Origin of the sequence: Microbacterium sp. 1.5R, from assembly GCF_007667425.1 — a bacterium.
Classification (GTDB): domain Bacteria; phylum Actinomycetota; class Actinomycetes; order Actinomycetales; family Microbacteriaceae; genus Microbacterium.
Genome location: NZ_VDRC01000002.1, coordinates 1,122,662 through 1,138,488 on the forward strand (window position 1 = coordinate 1,122,662; position 15,827 = coordinate 1,138,488).

At 68.8% G+C, this 15,827-nt stretch carries 12 protein-coding genes; all 12 read right to left on the reverse strand.

All coding sequences use genetic code 11. The annotated features are described in order from the left end of the window. Positions 1 to 7 precede the first annotated feature (7 nt). Complete coding sequence (gene metK / locus FSY98_RS16285) at positions 8 to 1,201, reverse strand: methionine adenosyltransferase (RefSeq protein WP_144877656.1); 1,194 nt, start codon at positions 1,199 to 1,201, stop codon at positions 8 to 10. Positions 1,202 to 1,293: 92 nt separating this feature from the next. Next, complete coding sequence (gene rpoZ / locus FSY98_RS16290; protein ID WP_045258544.1) at positions 1,294 to 1,551, reverse strand: DNA-directed RNA polymerase subunit omega; 258 nt, start codon at positions 1,549 to 1,551, stop codon at positions 1,294 to 1,296. Between the two features lie 63 nt (positions 1,552 to 1,614). Beyond that, complete coding sequence (gene gmk / locus FSY98_RS16295; RefSeq protein ID WP_144877657.1) at positions 1,615 to 2,523, reverse strand: guanylate kinase; 909 nt, start codon at positions 2,521 to 2,523, stop codon at positions 1,615 to 1,617. Then, the gene (gene pyrF, locus FSY98_RS16300) at positions 2,516 to 3,361 is read right to left on the reverse strand and encodes an orotidine-5'-phosphate decarboxylase (protein WP_144877658.1); all 846 of its coding nucleotides are present in this window, start codon (positions 3,359 to 3,361) and stop codon (positions 2,516 to 2,518) included. Before pyrF ends, gmk begins: the two co-directional genes overlap by 8 nt. Further along, a complete protein-coding gene (gene carB, locus FSY98_RS16305; protein ID WP_144877659.1) occupies positions 3,358 to 6,645 on the reverse strand; it encodes a carbamoyl-phosphate synthase large subunit in 3,288 nt (1,095 codons plus the stop codon). The genes pyrF and carB overlap by 4 nt, the downstream gene beginning before the upstream one ends. After that, on the reverse strand, positions 6,645 to 7,790 hold the full coding sequence (carA, locus tag FSY98_RS16310; protein ID WP_144877660.1) for a glutamine-hydrolyzing carbamoyl-phosphate synthase small subunit: 1,146 nt from the start codon (positions 7,788 to 7,790) through the stop codon (positions 6,645 to 6,647). The genes carB and carA overlap by 1 nt, the downstream gene beginning before the upstream one ends. Next, positions 7,787 to 8,320, reverse strand: a complete 534-nt coding sequence (locus FSY98_RS16315; protein WP_144877661.1) for a hypothetical protein — start codon at positions 8,318 to 8,320, stop codon at positions 7,787 to 7,789. The genes carA and FSY98_RS16315 overlap by 4 nt, the downstream gene beginning before the upstream one ends. After that, complete coding sequence (locus FSY98_RS16320) at positions 8,317 to 9,621, reverse strand: dihydroorotase (RefSeq protein ID WP_144877662.1); 1,305 nt, start codon at positions 9,619 to 9,621, stop codon at positions 8,317 to 8,319. Before FSY98_RS16320 ends, FSY98_RS16315 begins: the two co-directional genes overlap by 4 nt. Further along, positions 9,618 to 10,583, reverse strand: a complete 966-nt coding sequence (locus tag FSY98_RS16325) for an aspartate carbamoyltransferase catalytic subunit (protein ID WP_144877663.1) — start codon at positions 10,581 to 10,583, stop codon at positions 9,618 to 9,620. The genes FSY98_RS16320 and FSY98_RS16325 overlap by 4 nt, the downstream gene beginning before the upstream one ends. After that, positions 10,580 to 11,110: a bifunctional pyr operon transcriptional regulator/uracil phosphoribosyltransferase PyrR gene (pyrR, locus tag FSY98_RS16330; RefSeq protein WP_144877664.1), complete on the reverse strand. Its 531-nt coding sequence runs from the start codon at positions 11,108 to 11,110 to the stop codon at positions 10,580 to 10,582. Before pyrR ends, FSY98_RS16325 begins: the two co-directional genes overlap by 4 nt. A gap of 82 nt (positions 11,111 to 11,192) precedes the next feature. Next, positions 11,193 to 12,770, reverse strand: coding sequence for a Rieske 2Fe-2S domain-containing protein (locus tag FSY98_RS16335; RefSeq protein ID WP_144877665.1), 1,578 nt, complete (start codon positions 12,768 to 12,770; stop codon positions 11,193 to 11,195). 74 nt (positions 12,771 to 12,844) lie between these two features. Beyond that, positions 12,845 to 15,772 carry a DEAD/DEAH box helicase gene (locus FSY98_RS16340; RefSeq protein ID WP_144877666.1) on the reverse strand — a complete coding sequence of 976 codons (2,928 nt, stop codon included), beginning with the start codon at positions 15,770 to 15,772 and terminating at the stop codon, positions 12,845 to 12,847. Positions 15,773 to 15,827: the final 55 nt, after the last annotated feature.

Consider the following 15,827-nt stretch of genomic DNA (forward strand, 5'->3'; position numbering starts at 1 on the left):
CGCGCGCTCAGAGGCCGGCAGCCCGCCGCAGGTCTTCGGCGCGGTCGGTCCGTTCCCACGTGAACTCGGGGAGCTCGCGTCCGAAGTGCCCGTAGGCTGCGGTCTGCGCGTAGATCGGTCGCAGCAGGTCGAGCTGTTCGATGATCGCCTGCGGGCGCAGGTCGAACACATCGAGGATCGCGCGGGTGATCGCCTCATCCGAGACCTTGCCGGTGCCGAACGTCTCGACGTAGAGGCCGACGGGTCGTGCGACCCCGATGGCGTAGGCGACCTGCACCTCGAGGCGTTCGGCGAGGCCGGCCGCGACGGCGTTCTTGGCGACCCACCGCGTGGCATAGGCGCCCGAGCGGTCGACCTTCGACGGGTCCTTCCCGCTGAAGGCGCCACCGCCGTGGCGCGCGGCACCGCCGTACGTGTCGATGATGATCTTGCGTCCGGTGAGACCGGCGTCGCCCTTGGGGCCCCCTGTCACGAAGGGCCCTGCCGGATTGATGTAGTAGGTGACGTCGTCGAGGTCGAGCCCGGTGGTCGCGAGGACCGGGTCGATGACGTGCTCGCGCACGCGGGCCTGCAGCTCCTCCTGGGAGATCTCGGGGTTGTGCTGCGTGGAGAGCACGATCGCGTCGACCGTCTTCGGGGTGAACCCGTCGTAGCCCAGGGTGACCTGGGTCTTGCCATCCGGTCGGAGGAAAGGCAGCTCGCCCGAGCGGCGCACCTCGGCGAGCCGTTCCGCGATGCGGTGAGCCGTCCAGGCGGCCATCGGCATCAGCTGCGGCGTCTCGTCGGTCGCGAAGCCGAACATGATGCCCTGGTCGCCGGCGCCGAGACCGTCGAGCGGATCGATCGACGAGCCGTCTCGATGCTCCTGCGCGTTGTCGACGCCGTGGGCGATGTCGGACGACTGCTCCCCCACCGAGACGCTGACGCCGCACGAATCACCGTCGAATCCGGTGTCGCTCGACGTGTAGCCGATGCCGTTGACGACCTGGCGCACGATCGTCGGGATGTCGACGTAGGCCTCGGTGCGGATCTCGCCGGCGACGTGCACGAGTCCGGTCGTCACGAGGGTCTCGACCGCGACACGGGAGCCGGGGTCCTTCGCGAGGAGACCGTCGAGGATGCTGTCCGAGATCTGGTCGCAGATCTTGTCCGGGTGCCCCTCGGTGACGGACTCGGACGTGAACAGACGCAGGGCGCTCATCGGTGCTCCAGAACGGGATCGATCGGTGTGCAGGGAATGATCCCATTGTGAACCGTGCCGCCGACATCAGCCGGCGGCACGGACATAGGAGGTCACTCTGCGTGACGCAGGCGGAGCTTGTCCTCGTTGATCTCGTGCAGAGCGATGGTCAACGGCTTGTCCTCGACCGAGGAGTCGACGAGCGGGCCGACGTTGTCGAAGAGATTTCCCTCGTGCAGGTCCGAGTAGTAGTCGTTGATCTGCCGAGCGCGCTTCGCCGCGTAGATGACGAGCTCGTACTTGGAGTCCACTCGGTCGAGAAGGTTGTCGATGGGGGGATCGATGATGCCCTTGTTGTGGTGTCCGGCCATGGTGACCTCCTGATCAGGCGACGGGTTCGTCGCGAAGACGGCGCAATGGGCGCGCGAGAAGACTCAGCGCGCAGAGCTTGAAGACAATTCTACGACCTCGGCGGCCGCAGCGGCGACGTCCTCGTTCACGACGAGGTGATCGAACTCGTTCTGGGCGGCGAGTTCGACCTTCGCGGTGCGCAGGCGGCGTGCCCTCTCCTCCGGCCCCTCGGTGCCCCGGCCGACGAGTCGATGGACGAGTTCGTCCCACGTCGGCGGCAGCAGGAAGATCAGTGTCGCACTCGGCTCGGCCTTGCGCACCTGACGCGCACCCTGCAGGTCGATCTCCAGCAGCACGGTCTTGCCTGCGGCCAGAGCGGCGTCGATCGGTGCACGGGGGGTCCCGTACCGGGACCGGTTGTGCACCACCGCGTACTCGAGCAGCTCGCCGGCATCGATGAGGCGGTCGAACTCGGCATCGTCGACGAAGTAGTAGTGCACGCCGTCGATCTCGCCGGGCCGGGGCGCGCGAGTGGTCGCCGACACCGACAGGTGGATCTCGGGATTGTGCTCGCGGATGTGCGCCGCGACCGTCCCCTTGCCGACGGCGGTCGGCCCGGCGAGCACGAGGAGTCTACTGCGCCCGCCGCGGGGCACGATCACCGGGAACCGCTCGTCGAGCCACCGCGAGAGCGAGACGCGCTGCCGGACCCCGAGGCCGCCGAGTCGCTTGACGGGAGAGATCCCGAGGTCGGCGAGGATGCGATCGCGCTTGCTCGCACCGATGGCCGGGAGCGCGAGGAGGAAGTCGGTGATGCGCATCGACCCCTCGACCGAATCGGGATCGGCGCTCGCACGGGCGAGCACGCTCTGCGGAGTCGTCACGCGCATGGTGAGGTCGCGCTTCAGCGCCGCCCGGGCGCGGCGGCGCTCCACGGCCTTGCGGGCGGCGGCCGCGCGATCGACCTCGGGAACGGGACGAGCCTCAGCCACGGCTGACCTCTCTGTACTCGGCGACGCGCGCCTCGATGGCGTCGGCGAGCCCGTGCGGCCCAGCCGTGAGGATGCTGCGGCTCTCGCTCGCGATGACGGCGGGGCTCATCGAGCCGAAGCGACGATGCAGGTCGGCGGGCGATGCGCCCTGCGCACCGAACCCCGGCGCCAGGATGGGGGCGGCCGGTGAGAAGGCCGCGAGTCCGGCATCCGTCCAGTCGACGGTCGCACCGATCACGAAGCCGATGCTCCCCCACTCCCCCGTGCGGCCCCGTTCCGCGTTGCGCGCCGACACGACCGAGACGATGTCGGCGGATACCGAGCGCCCCGTCTCCGACTGCGACCGCTGCAGCGGCTCCGCCTCGGGGTTGCTGGTCGCCGCCAGCACGAAGACGCCCTTGCCGTGCGCCTGCGCGAGATCGAACGTGCCGTCGAGCGCGCCGACCCCGAGGAACGGGTTCACGGTGAGCGCGTCGGCTTCGAACGCCGACCCGGGTGCGAGCCATGCTGACGCGTAGGCGTCCATGGTCGTGCCGATGTCTCCGCGCTTGGCATCGGCGATCACGACCAGACCCGCCGCCCGCGCCGCAGCGAGAACATCCTCCAGCGCGGCGAAACCCGCGGATCCGAACCGCTCGAAGAACGACACCTGCGGCTTGACGACACCCGCCCGTCCCGCGGTCGCCTCGACCACGCGGAGGCCGAACTCCCGCGTGCCCGCCGCATCCTGCCCGAGGCCCCAGGCGTCGAGAAGGGCAGCATGCGGATCGATGCCGACGCAGAGCGGGCCGCGCTCGTTCAGGACGGCGCGGACCCGTTCACCGAACGGAGTGGTCACACTGCGGCCTTCCGATCGAGCGCGTACTCCTGCAGGCTCTTGACCTGGAAGCCCTCGTGCGCGGCATCCATTCCGCTCACCGCAGCGCCCAGCACGGCCATCGTGGTGAACAGGGCCTTGTCGGCGGCGACCGCCGCGGCCCGGATCTCGTAGCCGTCCGCACGCGCCGCACCCCCCGACGGCGTGTTCACGACGATGTCGATCTCGCCGTCGTTGATCAGGTCGACGATGTTCCGCGCGCCGGACTCCTGCGTGTCGCTGTACTTCTCGACCACGGTGACGGCGATGCCGTTGCGCGAGAGGATCTCCGCCGTGCCCTCGGTGGCCACGATGGTGAATCCCAGCTGCTGCAGGCGGTGGGCCGGCAGGATGACGGCACGCTTGTCGGAGTCCGCGACCGAGATGAACACGGTGCCCGAGGTCGGCATCCCACCGTAGGCGGCAGCCTGGCTCTTCGCGAACGCCGTGGGGAAGTCGCGGTCGATGCCCATCACCTCACCCGTCGAGCGCATCTCCGGGCCCAGCACGGAGTCGACCGTCTTCCCGTCGGCGGTCCGGAACCGCTTGAAGGGCAGCACGGCCTCCTTCACCGACACCGGGGCGTCGAGGGGAACGCGCGAGCCGTCCTGCTCGGGCAGCATGCCCTCGGCACGGAGCTCGGCGATGGTCGCGCCCGCCATGACGCGGCTCGCGGCCTTGGCCATCGGGATGCCGAGGGCCTTCGACACGAACGGCACCGTGCGACTGGCCCGCGGGTTCGCCTCGATGACGTAGAGCACGCCGGCGCTGATCGCGAACTGCACGTTGAGCAGGCCGCGCACGCCGACGCCCTTCGCGATGGCGAGGGTCGCCTCGCGGACGCGGTCGACGTCGCTGCGACCCAGCGACACCGGGGGCAGGGTGCAGCTGGAGTCGCCGGAGTGGATGCCGGCCTCCTCCAGGTGCTCCATCACGCCGCCGATGAAGAGGTCGGTGCCGTCGTACAGGGCGTCGACGTCGAGTTCGATCGCGTCGTCGAGGAACCTGTCGACGAGCAGCGGCTTGCCCTCCTCGATGACGACCTCGTCGGCGGTGCGGACGAAGTAGTCGCGCAGCGATTCGGTGGAGTACACGATCTCCATGCCGCGGCCGCCGAGCACGAAGCTCGGACGCACCAGCACGGGATAGCCGATCTCCTCGGCCACGGCCACGGCGCCGTCGACGTCGATCGCCGTGCCGTGACGCGGTGCCAGCAGACCAGCGGAGTCCAGCAGCTGGGAGAAGAGTTCGCGCTCCTCGGCGATGTCGATCGCCTCGGGGCTGGTCCCCAGCACCGTGTAGCCGGCCGCCTCGATGCCCTTCGCCAGCCCGAGCGGCGTCTGACCGCCCAGCTGGCAGACCACACCGAGGATCGTGCCGCTCGCCGCCTCCGCGTCGAGCACCTCGAGGACGTCCTCGAGCGTCAGCGGCTCGAAGTACAGGCGGTCCGAGGTGTCGTAGTCGGTCGACACGGTCTCCGGGTTGCAGTTGACCATGACGGTCTCGAAGCCTGCGTCCGACAGCGCGAACGAGGCGTGCACGCACGAGTAGTCGAACTCGACGCCCTGACCGATCCGGTTGGGGCCCGAGCCGATGATGACGACCTTGGTGCGCTCCGACGGCTGGACCTCGGTCTCGAAGTCGTAGCTCGAGTAGTGGTACGGCGTGAGAGCGGGGAACTCGCCGGCGCACGTGTCGACCGTCTTGTACACGGGACGGATGCCGAGACCGTGCCGCACTCCACGGATCTCCGCCTCCGTCTCGCCGCGCAGCTGCGCGAGCTGCGCGTCGGAGAAGCCGTGCTCCTTGGCGTAGCGCAGGGTGGCCGCGTCGAGCTCCGGTGCCGCGCGCACGATGTCGGCGACCTCGTTGATCAGCACGATCTGGTCGAGGAACCAGGGGTCCATCGCCGTCGACTCGAAGGCCTGCTCGACCGTGGCGCCCTTGCGCAGCGCCTGCTGCAGAGTGACGATGCGCCCGTCGGTCGGGATCTTCGCGATCTCGAGGAGCTCCTCGACAGACCGCTTCTCGTCACCCCAGTGGAAGCTGGAGCCGCGCTTCTCGAGCGAGCGCAGCGCCTTCTGGAGGGCGGTGGCGTAGTTGCGGCCGATCGCCATGGCCTCGCCCACCGACTTCATGGTCGTGGTGAGGGTGGCGTCGGCGGCCGGGAACTTCTCGAACGCGAAGCGCGGGACCTTCACGACCACGTAGTCGAGCGTCGGCTCGAAGCTGGCGGGAGTGACGCCGGTGATGTCGTTGGGGATCTCGTCGAGGCGGTAGCCCAGTGCGAGCTTCGCCGCGAGCTTGGCGATCGGGAACCCGGTCGCCTTCGAGGCGAGGGCGCTGGAGCGGGAGACACGCGGGTTCATCTCGATGACGATGATGCGCCCGTTCGTCGGGTCGACCGCGAACTGGATGTTGCACCCGCCGGTGTCGACTCCGACGGCGCGGATGATGTCGATGCCGATGTCGCGCATCTTCTGGTACTCGCGGTCGGTGAGCGTCAGCGCGGGAGCGACCGTGATCGAGTCGCCCGTGTGCACCCCCACGGGGTCGACGTTCTCGATCGAGCAGACGACGACGGTGTTGTCGGCCGTGTCGCGCATGAGCTCGAGCTCGTACTCCTTCCAGCCGAGGATGGACTCCTCCAGGAGCACCTCGGTCGTCGGGGAATCGCGCAGACCCGCGCCGCCAATGCGACGAAGGTCCTCCTCGTCGTAGGCGAAGCCCGACCCCAGACCGCCCATCGTGAAGGACGGCCGGACGACGAGCGGGTACCCGAGCTTCTCGGCGCCGGCCAGCAGGTCGTCCATCGTGTGCGCGATGACGCTCTTGGCGACGTCGGCGCCGGCTTCGAGCACGAGCTCCTTGAAGACCTGACGGTCCTCGCCCTTCTTGATCGCATCGACCTTGGCGCCGATGAGCTCGACGCCGTACTTGGCGAGGATGCCGCGCTCGTCGAGAGCCATCGCCGCGTTCAGAGCGGTCTGACCGCCGAGGGTCGGCAGAATCGCGTCGGGCTTCTCCTTGGCGATGATCGTCTCGATGACCTCGGGGGTGATCGGCTCGATGTACGTCGCGTCGGCGAAGTCGGGGTCGGTCATGATCGTCGCGGGGTTCGAGTTCACGAGGATGACGCGGACTCCCTCCTCGCGGAGGACGCGGCAGGCCTGAGTGCCGGAGTAGTCGAACTCGCAAGCCTGACCGATGACGATCGGACCGGAACCGATGACGAGAACGGAGTTGATGTCGTCGCGCTTGGGCATTACTGAGCGTCCTTCTTGTTCGCGATGACCATCTCGCGGAAGCGGTCGAAGAGGTAGTTGGCGTCGTGCGGACCGGCCGCTGCCTCCGGGTGGTACTGCACCGAGAAGGCGGGGATGTCGAGGGCGCGCAGGCCCTCGACCACGTTGTCGTTGAGGCCGACGTGGCTGACCTCGACCTTGCCGTACCCGTGCGGGCTGTCGAACGAGCCGTCGAGCGGGGCGTCGACCGCGAACCCGTGGTTGTGCGCGGTGATCTCCACCCGACCTGTCTGCTTGTCGAGCACCGGCTGATTGATGCCGCGATGGCCGAACGGCAGCTTGTAGGTGCCGAGACCGAGGGCGCGGCCGAGCAGCTGGTTGCCGAAGCAGATGCCGAAGAACGGCAGCCCGTCGTCGAGGACGGAGCGGAGCAGTTCGACGTGGTCGCCGGATGCCGCGGGGTCGCCGGGGCCGTTCGAGTAGAACACGGCGACGGGATCGATCGCGCGGACCTCGTCGATGGTGACGTCCTGCGGCAGCACGTGCACCTCGAAGCCGCGGGCAGCGAGGTTGTCGATCGTGGCCTGCTTGACGCCGAGGTCGAGGACGGCGAGGTTGCCGACCTTCTCGCCGACGGCATCCGTCACCGTCGCGACGTCGACCGAGACCTGCGCCGAGAGGTTCTGCCCGGCCATCTGGGGGGCCTCCCGCACGATGCGGAGCTGCTCATCGGCATCGAGATGCGCGGCCTCGCCCGAGAAGATGCCGCCGCGCATGGAACCGGCGGAGCGGATGTGGCGGGTGATGGAGCGGGTGTCGATGCCGCTGATGCCGACGATGCCGTCCTGCACGAGGATCTCGTCGAGCGAGGCGTTCGCCCGCCAGTTCGACACCACCCGCGAAGGGTCGCGCACGATGTAGCCGGCCACCCAGATGCGACGCGACTCGGTGTCTTCGTCGTTCATCCCGGTGTTGCCGATGTGCGGCGCGGTCTGCAGCACGATCTGCCCGGCGTAGGACGGGTCGGTGAGCGTCTCCTGGTAGCCGGACATTCCGGTCGCGAAGACGACCTCGCCGAGCGTGGTGCCGAGCGCACCGTAGGCGCGGCCGGTGTGGCGGGTACCGTCCTCGAGGACCAGGACGGCGGGTTCGGGGAGGGAGGTCATGACTGTTCTCCTGTGTCGGTCGTGATGTCGTCGCCGGCGTCTGACGCGGGGACGAGTCGTTGCAATGCTGAGATGAAGTTCTTCGGGTCGCCATCGGTGACACGAAGGTAGGAATCGACGACCGTGTCGTCGGCGGCGTTCCAGGCGACCCGCACGAGACCACCCGGCTCGACCACGCGGTCGATCGTGACGGTGGCCCTGTCCACGCCGGCGAGACGCTCGGTGGCGAGGAACACCGTCGGCGCGCCGTCGAGGCAGAGGGCGAGACCGCGGTCGGTCACCGCGACCTCGCCTCGCGCCCGATAGGCGAGCGGAGACATCGTGAGGCGTTCGAGCGGCTGGTCGTGCTTCGTGGTCGACACGTACAGCACCTGATGCCGGTCGAGCACCTCGGCGTGCTCAGGCACTCCGAGCGGGGCGGCGAGCCCCGCGTCGCGTCGGAGCCGTCGCCGCCAGGCGAGGAGCATGGCCAGCAGCGCGAGCGCTGCCAGCGCGATCATCACGGCGATCGCGACGTCCCTGGGGATCATGCGCGCAGCTCCTCGACGACCGAGCCGGACTCCACCGTCACCGTGCCGCCGTGGATCGTGTATTCGACACGGCCGGGCAGCTCACGACCGAGGTACGGCGAGTTCGCGCTGCGACCGTGCAGGTCTGCCGCCGTGAACACGCCGGCTGCGGACGCGTCGTACAGGGTGATCTGTGCGGGTGCTCCCACCTCGAGCGGCGTGCCGTGTCCGGCGAGGCGGCCGATGCGGGCGGGCGCGGCGCTCATGACGCGCGCGACGTCGCTCCAGCCGATCAGTCCGGTCTGCACCATCGACTGGTGCACGACGCGCAGAGCGCTCTCGAGACCCACCATGCCGTTCGCCGCCGCCTGCCACTCGCACGCCTTGTGCTCGCTCGGATGCGGAGCGTGGTCGGTCGCGACGATGTCGATCGTGCCGTCGGCGAGTCCCTCGCGCACCGCGAGCACGTCCTCCTCGCGGCGGAGCGGCGGATTCACCTTGTACCGCGCGTCGTAGCCTCGCACCAGCTCGTCGGTGAGGAGCAGGTGGTGCGGCGTGACCTCGGCCGTCACCGCGATCCCCCGCTTCTTCGCCCACCGGATGATGTCGACGGATCCCGCTGTCGACAGGTGGCAGACGTGCAGCCTCGATCCGACGTGCTCGGCGAGCAGCACGTCGCGGGCGATGATCGACTCCTCCGCGACGGCCGGCCACCCGGCCAGTCCCAGTTCTGCGGAGACGGTGCCCTCGTTCATCTGGGCGCCCTCGGTCAGACGGGGGTCCTGCGCGTGCTGCGCGATCACGCCGTCGAACGACTTCACGTACTCGAGGGCGCGTCGCATGATGAGCGGGTCGAACACGCAGAAGCCGTCGTCGCTGAACACCCGCACCCTGGCGCGTGACGTCGCCATGGCTCCGAGCTCTGCGAGCCGCTCGCCCTTCTGCCCCACGGTGACCGCGCCGATGGGCTGCACTGTGGCGTAGCCGGCGGCCTCGCCGAGCGCGAGCTCCTGCTCGACGACGCCGGCCGTGTCGGCGACCGGCGAGGTGTTCGGCATCGCGAAGACGGCCGTGAACCCGCCGGCCGCAGCGGCCCGCGTGCCGGTGAGGATCGTCTCGGAGGCCTCGTAGCCCGGCTCACGGAGGTGGGTGTGCAGATCGACGAGGCCGGGCAGGGCGACCAGCCCGGACGCATCGATGACGCGAGCGCCCGAACGCTGCAGTCCGGAGCCGATCTCGGCGATCCGCCCGTCCTGCACGATGATGTCGGCGCTCTCGGCGCCGAGAAGTTCTGCGCCGGTGATGACGAGGGTCTCGCTCACAGGTCTCCCCCTCGTTCGTCGTCTCTTTCGCCCGCAAGGAGCAGGTACAGCACTGCCATCCGGATGGACACCCCGTTCGTGACCTGCTCCAGCACGGTGGAGCGCGGCGAATCGGCGGCCTCGGAGGAGATCTCCAACCCGCGGTTCATGGGTCCGGGATGCATGACAATGCTATCGTCCGGCAGAGCGGCAACGCGCCGTGCATCGAGCCCCCACCGGCGGGAATACTCCCGCTCAGTCGGGAAATACGCGGCATTCATCCGCTCCAGCTGGATTCGCAGCATCATGACCGCATCCGGCTCGGCGGCCAGCGCCTCGTCGAGGTCGTAGACGACCCGCACCGGCCACAACGACACGTTCTGCGGCACGAGAGTCGGGGGCGACACGAGCGTCACCTCGGCGCCGAGAGTTGTGAGCAGCCAGACGTTCGACCGTGCGACGCGGGAGTGCAGCACGTCGCCCACGATCACGACGTGGATGCCCGACAGATCGCGCCCGCGGCTCTCAGCGCCGAAACGGCGTTTGCGGATGGTGAACGCATCGAGCAGCGCCTGAGTCGGATGCTCGTGCGTGCCGTCGCCGGCGTTCACGACTCCGGCGGAGATCCAGCCGCTCGTCGCGAGCGTCTGCGGGGCGCCGGAGGCGTGGTGCCGGATGACGACGGCATCCGCGCCCATGGCCTGCAGCGTCTGCGCGGTGTCCTTCAGGCTCTCGCCCTTCGAGACGCTCGACCCCTTGGCGGCGAAGTTGATCACGTCGGCGGAGAGACGCTTGGCCGCAGCCTCGAACGAGATCCGGGTGCGGGTCGAGTCCTCGAAGAAGAGGTTCACGACGGTCTTGCCGCGCAGGGTCGGGAGCTTCTTGACTTCGCGCGACTGCGTGTCGGACATGTCCTCCGCGACGTCGAGGATGCGAAGGGCGGTCGCGCGGTCGAGGGTGCGGGTGTCGAGCAGATGCCTCATGCCTCGATCGTCACCTCCTCGGCGCCGTCGTATTCGCGCAGGCGCACGTTCACGCGCTCCTGACGCGACGACGGGATGTTCTTGCCGACGAAGTCCGGTCGGACGGGCAGCTCACGATGCCCGCGGTCCACGAGGATCGCGAGGCGGACGGCAGCCGGACGCCCGATCGACTGCAGGGCGTCGAGGGCGGCGCGGATGCTGCGGCCGGAGAACAGCACGTCGTCGACGAGCACGACGGTGCGGCCGTCGACGCCCCCGGCGGGGATGTCCGTCGGATGGGGAGACCGGGTCGGGTGCTTCGCCAGGTCGTCGCGGAACAGCGTGACGTCGAGAGCCCCGACGGGCACCGACGTCTGAGCGATCTCGTCGATCAGACGGGCGAGGCGCTGGGCGAGAGCCACCCCGCGGGTCGGAATGCCCAGCAGGACGAGGTCCTCCGCTCCCCGATTCGACTCGAGGATCTCATGCGCGATGCGGGTCAATGCCCGCGTGATATCGGCGTCGTGCAGCACGGTTCGTGCGCCCATCAGCCGCTCCCTTCTCCGCCTCACAGGACGGTGTTAAAGGTTGCTTGCCCCTCCACCCTATCGGAGGCGACGGGTCCGTCTCTCAGCTGGCCTCTCGATAGACGGCGTCGGTGACCTCGTCGATCTTCTTCGAACGGATCGGGTGACCGGTGGTCGAAAGGCACCGACCGGTCTTCAGGTCCCACTTCCAGTCGTGCATGCTGCACGTGAGGATGCCGTCCTCGTCGACCTTTCCGGTCTTCGTGAGGTCGGCCCGGAGATGCGGGCAGCGCCTCTGCACGACCCAGTCGCCGATCTCGGCGTCCTCCGTCTGATCGGTCTGCTCCTGGTACCAGTTCTCCACGTACTCGATGCGGTCGACCGACAGGCACTTGAGGAACGTCGTGAGGAACTCGTTGAACTTGCCGCTGCGCCCCACCTGGAACTGCATCGAGAGGAAGATCGAGTTCGACCAGTCGATCTCGCGGTCGCGGATGTTCGTCGAGACGAGGTCGGCGGGGATCGTGTACCAGTAGATGCACTCCTCGCCTGCGTACTCACGGACCTTGGCGCGCGGGAAGTCCACCACCATGTCGAGGTCGCCGATCCGGAATCGGACGTTCCCGCCGACCCCGAGCCGGATCGTGCGCGACTTCTTCAGCAGCGGCTCCCACCACGCCTTGAGCTCCTCCAGCATCTCCTGCGCCGGCATCACCTCCGCTCGGGAGGCCTCCTCGTCGCGGATCTCCTGCTGACGGGTGGCGCGCTGCTCCTCGAGGTAGTCCCACTTCTCATCGAAGATGTGCGCGAGCTCGGCCTCGGTGTAGAGGGTCTGCTCGGTCGTGACCGCGCCGTTCTCGACGGTCACGAGGGTGCCCGGCACGAAGAGCTGACCGTCGTACTGGGGCGTCAACTCGCGCATGTGGGCGAGGAACTGCTTCTGATCCGTGAAGATCGATTCGCCGTTGCGTCCGACCCCGTTGAAGTCGAACAGGTCGTCGCGCAGGAACATGGGCGGCCCGGCCATCGGGAAGACATGCGGGGCGTCGACCTTCTCGATGTAGTACATCGCCCGCTTGTTCTGCGCGTCGCGCTTCAGCTTCGCGAAGTTCTGCTTGGCGTCCATCGGCAGGTCGTAGACCATCGGCCACCAGATGGCGCCGGACACCTGGGTGAAGTACGCGTCCGGCTTGCCGAAGTGCAGCAGCTTCTCGAGGTCGAGCGGGTGCGAGTCGTTCTGGTTCAGCACCGACCCCGTACCGTCGTCGACGCTCAGCGAGGAGTCACCGATGGGCCCGTCGCTCGGGGCTCGGAGCGGCGTGATCATGATCTTCAGCTCACCGCGCTCGATGATCTCACCGGCCGGGGCATAGGTGATGTTCGTGTAGCCGAGGGCACGGATGTCGCGCTCGAGGTCGTCGATGGGGTACTCCGGAAGGAGTACCTCGATGTCTTTCCGGATGTACCGCTCGAGCAGCTTCGGGTCGAAGTGGTCACGGTGCCGGTGCGAGATGTAGAGGAAGTCGGCGTCGCGACCGAAGCGCTCCCAGTCGAGCCCCCGATTGTCGGGGAACGGGAACCACGAGCCGAAGAAGGAGGGTCCGAGCACGGGGTCGCAGATGATGTTCCCGCCCGCCGTCTCGATGAACATCCCGGCGTGGCCGAGTCCCGTGATCCGCATGCATTCCTCCTGAGGTCAACCGTTCGATTCTACCGAGAGCCTCCTGTACGACCGCGGTGACCGGCCGGAGGAAATCACGGAGCGTCGAAGAGACCGCGGATGTCGTCTGCGGTGAGGGTCTTCGCGAAGAGCTCGTCATCGTCGAGCACCGCTGAGAAGAGGCGGGCCTTGCGGCGCTGCAGTTCGAGCACCTTCTCCTCGATCGTGCCGGCCGAGATCATGCGGTAGACCATGACCTGCTCGGTCTGGCCGATGCGGTGCGTGCGGTCGATGGCCTGCTCCTCGGCAGCCGGGTTCCACCACGGGTCGAGCAGGAAGACGTAGTCGGCCTGGGTCAGGGTGAGGCCGAATCCCCCCGCCTTCAGGCTGATGAGGAACACCGGCTGATCCCCCGACGCGAATCCGTCGACGACCTCCTGCCTCCGGCGGGTCGATCCGTCCAGCCGTGCGAAGGGCACGGACTCCCGCTCGAGCCGGTCGGCGGCGAGATCGAGGAACGAGGTGAACTGGCTGAACACCAGCGCGCGGTGCCCCTCGGCCTGCAACTCCGCGATCCGTTCGACCAGCACGTCGAGCTTCGGTGAACCGATCCGGCTGTCCCTCTCATCGATCAGACCGGGAGCGAGGCTCAGCATGCGCAGGAGGGTGAGGGAGCGGAAGACGATGAATCGATTCCTGTCCAGGTCCTGCAGCAGACCGAGCACCTTCTGGCGCTCGCGCTGGAGCACGACGTCGTAGACCGCGCGGTGTGCGGGGCTGAGCTCGATCTCGAGCACCTGCTCCTGCTTCGCCGGGAGTTCGGGGGCGACGGACTCCTTGGTGCGGCGAAGCACGAGCGGCCGGATGCGCCTCCGCAGCTGATCCAGCCGGCGACGTCGGTAGTCGCCGCCCTCGGCGTTCTCCGGCACCTTGCCCTGTTCGATCGGCTGGATGTAGCGCTCCCGGAAGGCACGGGCCGACGCGAACAGACCCGGCGCGGTCAGCGCGAGCAGCGCCCACAGCTCCGACAGGCTGTTCTCCAGCGGCGTGCCGGTGACGGCGTACGTCACGTCCGCGCGGAATCCGGCCACAGCGCGATGCAGTCTGGTCGCCGGATTCTTCACGAACTGCGCTTCGTCGAGGACGAGCGCGGCCCAGCTGACCCCGCCGAACTGCTCCTCGTCGAGCCGCGCCACGGCGTACGAGGTCACGACGAGGTCGGCGGCGGCGGCGATCCGGTCGAGCGATCCTCCTCCGCGCGTCGCCGCTGTGGCCTCGACCGCGGCGACCCGCAGTTCCGGGGCGAAGCGCGACGCCTCGGAGCGCCAGGCGCCGATGACCGAGGTCGGCGCGATCACCAGGAAGGGACGCGTCTCCCCCGAATCCTTGGCATGCTGCACGAGCGACAGGATCTGCAGGGTCTTGCCGAGGCCCATGTCGTCGGCGAGGATTCCGCCGAGGCGATGCGCCCAGAGGAAGGCGAGCCACTCGAAGCCCTGCTGCTGGTACGGCCGGAGGGTCGCCGTCAGCGCTGCGGGCGCCGGCGCCGTGGGGACCCCGGCGGCGTCGCGGAGCGCCTCGGCGGCCGCCCGCCACGAGACGGCGGGGATCGCCTCGTCGGCGAGGTCCTCGAAGTCCTCCCAGAGGGCGAGCTGATGCCGGTTGATCCGCAGGCCCGTCTCCCACTCGTCGAGCTCGCTCGCCTCGTCGATCAGGTCGCGCAGGCGTCCCAGTGCGGGATGAGCGAGCGAGAAATAGCCGCCGTCGGCGAGCAGCAGCTTCTTCCGTCCCTTGCTGAGCGCCGAGAACAGCGGCTCGAAAGGGATGCTGCGGCCGTCGATGCGCACGAGCACACCCAGGTCGAACCAGTCGGCGTCCGTGGACTCCACCGTCGTGACGGTGATCTCCGGCTCGCCGCTCAACTCGTTGTAGGTCTTGCGGCGCCCGGACGACTCCGCGCGCACGCCGGCGGCTTCGAGAGCCGGAACGACGTGGGTGGCGAACTCCGCCGCATCGATGTCGTGCAGCGTCCCACTCGGGGCGAACGGGATCGCGGACGACGTCGACCACGCCGCGTCGATCGTGGCGAGGAGAAGCCGCTCGGCCTCGGGATCGCGCACGGCATCGGCAGTGGACGAGACCGGGAATCGTCCGAAGGCGGCGTAGTCCCACTCGACCGCGTAGCGGATGCTGTCCCCGCGGAGGTACGCGACGGTCACCACCGCGGCGGGTGCGGGCAACTCCGGCGGACTGAAACCTCCCTCACCGCGGACGTCGACGCTCCGGGCGAGCAGCGGATACGCGTCGCGGACGAACGCGCGCTCGTCCGCAGCAGGCACGACGAGCGCGCCCGTTGCTCCGAGCAGCGGGATCACGGAGGGTGCCAGCGTCGTGGCTCCGACGCGCACCGTCATCCGGCTGCCCACGACTGATGCTGTGTACACCCCCGTACGCCCGATCGCTCTGGCATCGGCCGCGGGGACGACGACATCGTCGAGAGAGACCTCGGCGTCGAGGCGCAGATCACCCGCCTCGTCTCGGCGGAGCCGAGCAGACACGGCGGCCCGCTCTGCGAGGTCGACCGTCACATCCTTCTGCGTCGAGACCAGCTCGATGCCGTGCGCTCCTGCCGCCCGCAGATGGGTCCACAGGAGCGGGGACTCGACGTGGTCGAGGATGAGCCAGTCCCCCGACGCACCCGACAGCAGGGAATCGCGAGAGATGTTGAGCAGATCGGCGAACCAGCGGGACGACGAGGCCGGGAACTGCGAGCCCGGTCGTCGGACCGCGTCCCACGAGGCCTGCCCCTGGATCCAGGCTCCGGTGGCCTCGCTGCGCACGAGGGGGCGGACACCGAGCAGGATCTCTCCCTCGCGCTTGACGACGTCGCGTGGTGTCGCCGCCCTCTGCGGGCGCGCCGACCATGTTCCGCGGGCGTCGCGCAGGCGCAGCTCGATCCCCAACGCGAGCGGGCTCCGGCCGCCGCTGTCCTTCGCGGGGAGAAGAGACCGCCAGTCGTTCATCGGGTCATCGTCTCCCAGGCCTCCGACACGGATGCCGCGGTGTGGCACAGCGCGC

Bases quoted from the DNA above. Each gene is read 5' to 3' on its own strand.
- FSY98_RS16315 (WP_144877661.1), bottom strand. From the start codon at position 8,320: ATGATCCCCAGGGACGTCGCGATCGCCGTGATGATCGCGCTGGCAGCG.
- rpoZ (WP_045258544.1), bottom strand. From the start codon at position 1,551: ATGGCCGGACACCACAACAAGGGCATCATCGATCCCCCCATCGACAAC.
- carB (WP_144877659.1), bottom strand. From the start codon at position 6,645: ATGCCCAAGCGCGACGACATCAACTCCGTTCTCGTCATCGGTTCCGGT.
- FSY98_RS16340 (WP_144877666.1), bottom strand. From the start codon at position 15,772: ATGAACGACTGGCGGTCTCTTCTCCCCGCGAAGGACAGCGGCGGCCGG.
- metK (WP_144877656.1), bottom strand. From the start codon at position 1,201: ATGAGCGCCCTGCGTCTGTTCACGTCCGAGTCCGTCACCGAGGGGCAC.
- pyrR (WP_144877664.1), bottom strand. From the start codon at position 11,110: ATGGGCGCACGAACCGTGCTGCACGACGCCGATATCACGCGGGCATTG.
- FSY98_RS16325 (WP_144877663.1), bottom strand. From the start codon at position 10,583: ATGAGGCATCTGCTCGACACCCGCACCCTCGACCGCGCGACCGCCCTT.
- FSY98_RS16335 (WP_144877665.1), bottom strand. From the start codon at position 12,770: ATGCGGATCACGGGACTCGGCCACGCCGGGATGTTCATCGAGACGGCG.
- carA (WP_144877660.1), bottom strand. From the start codon at position 7,790: ATGACCTCCCTCCCCGAACCCGCCGTCCTGGTCCTCGAGGACGGTACC.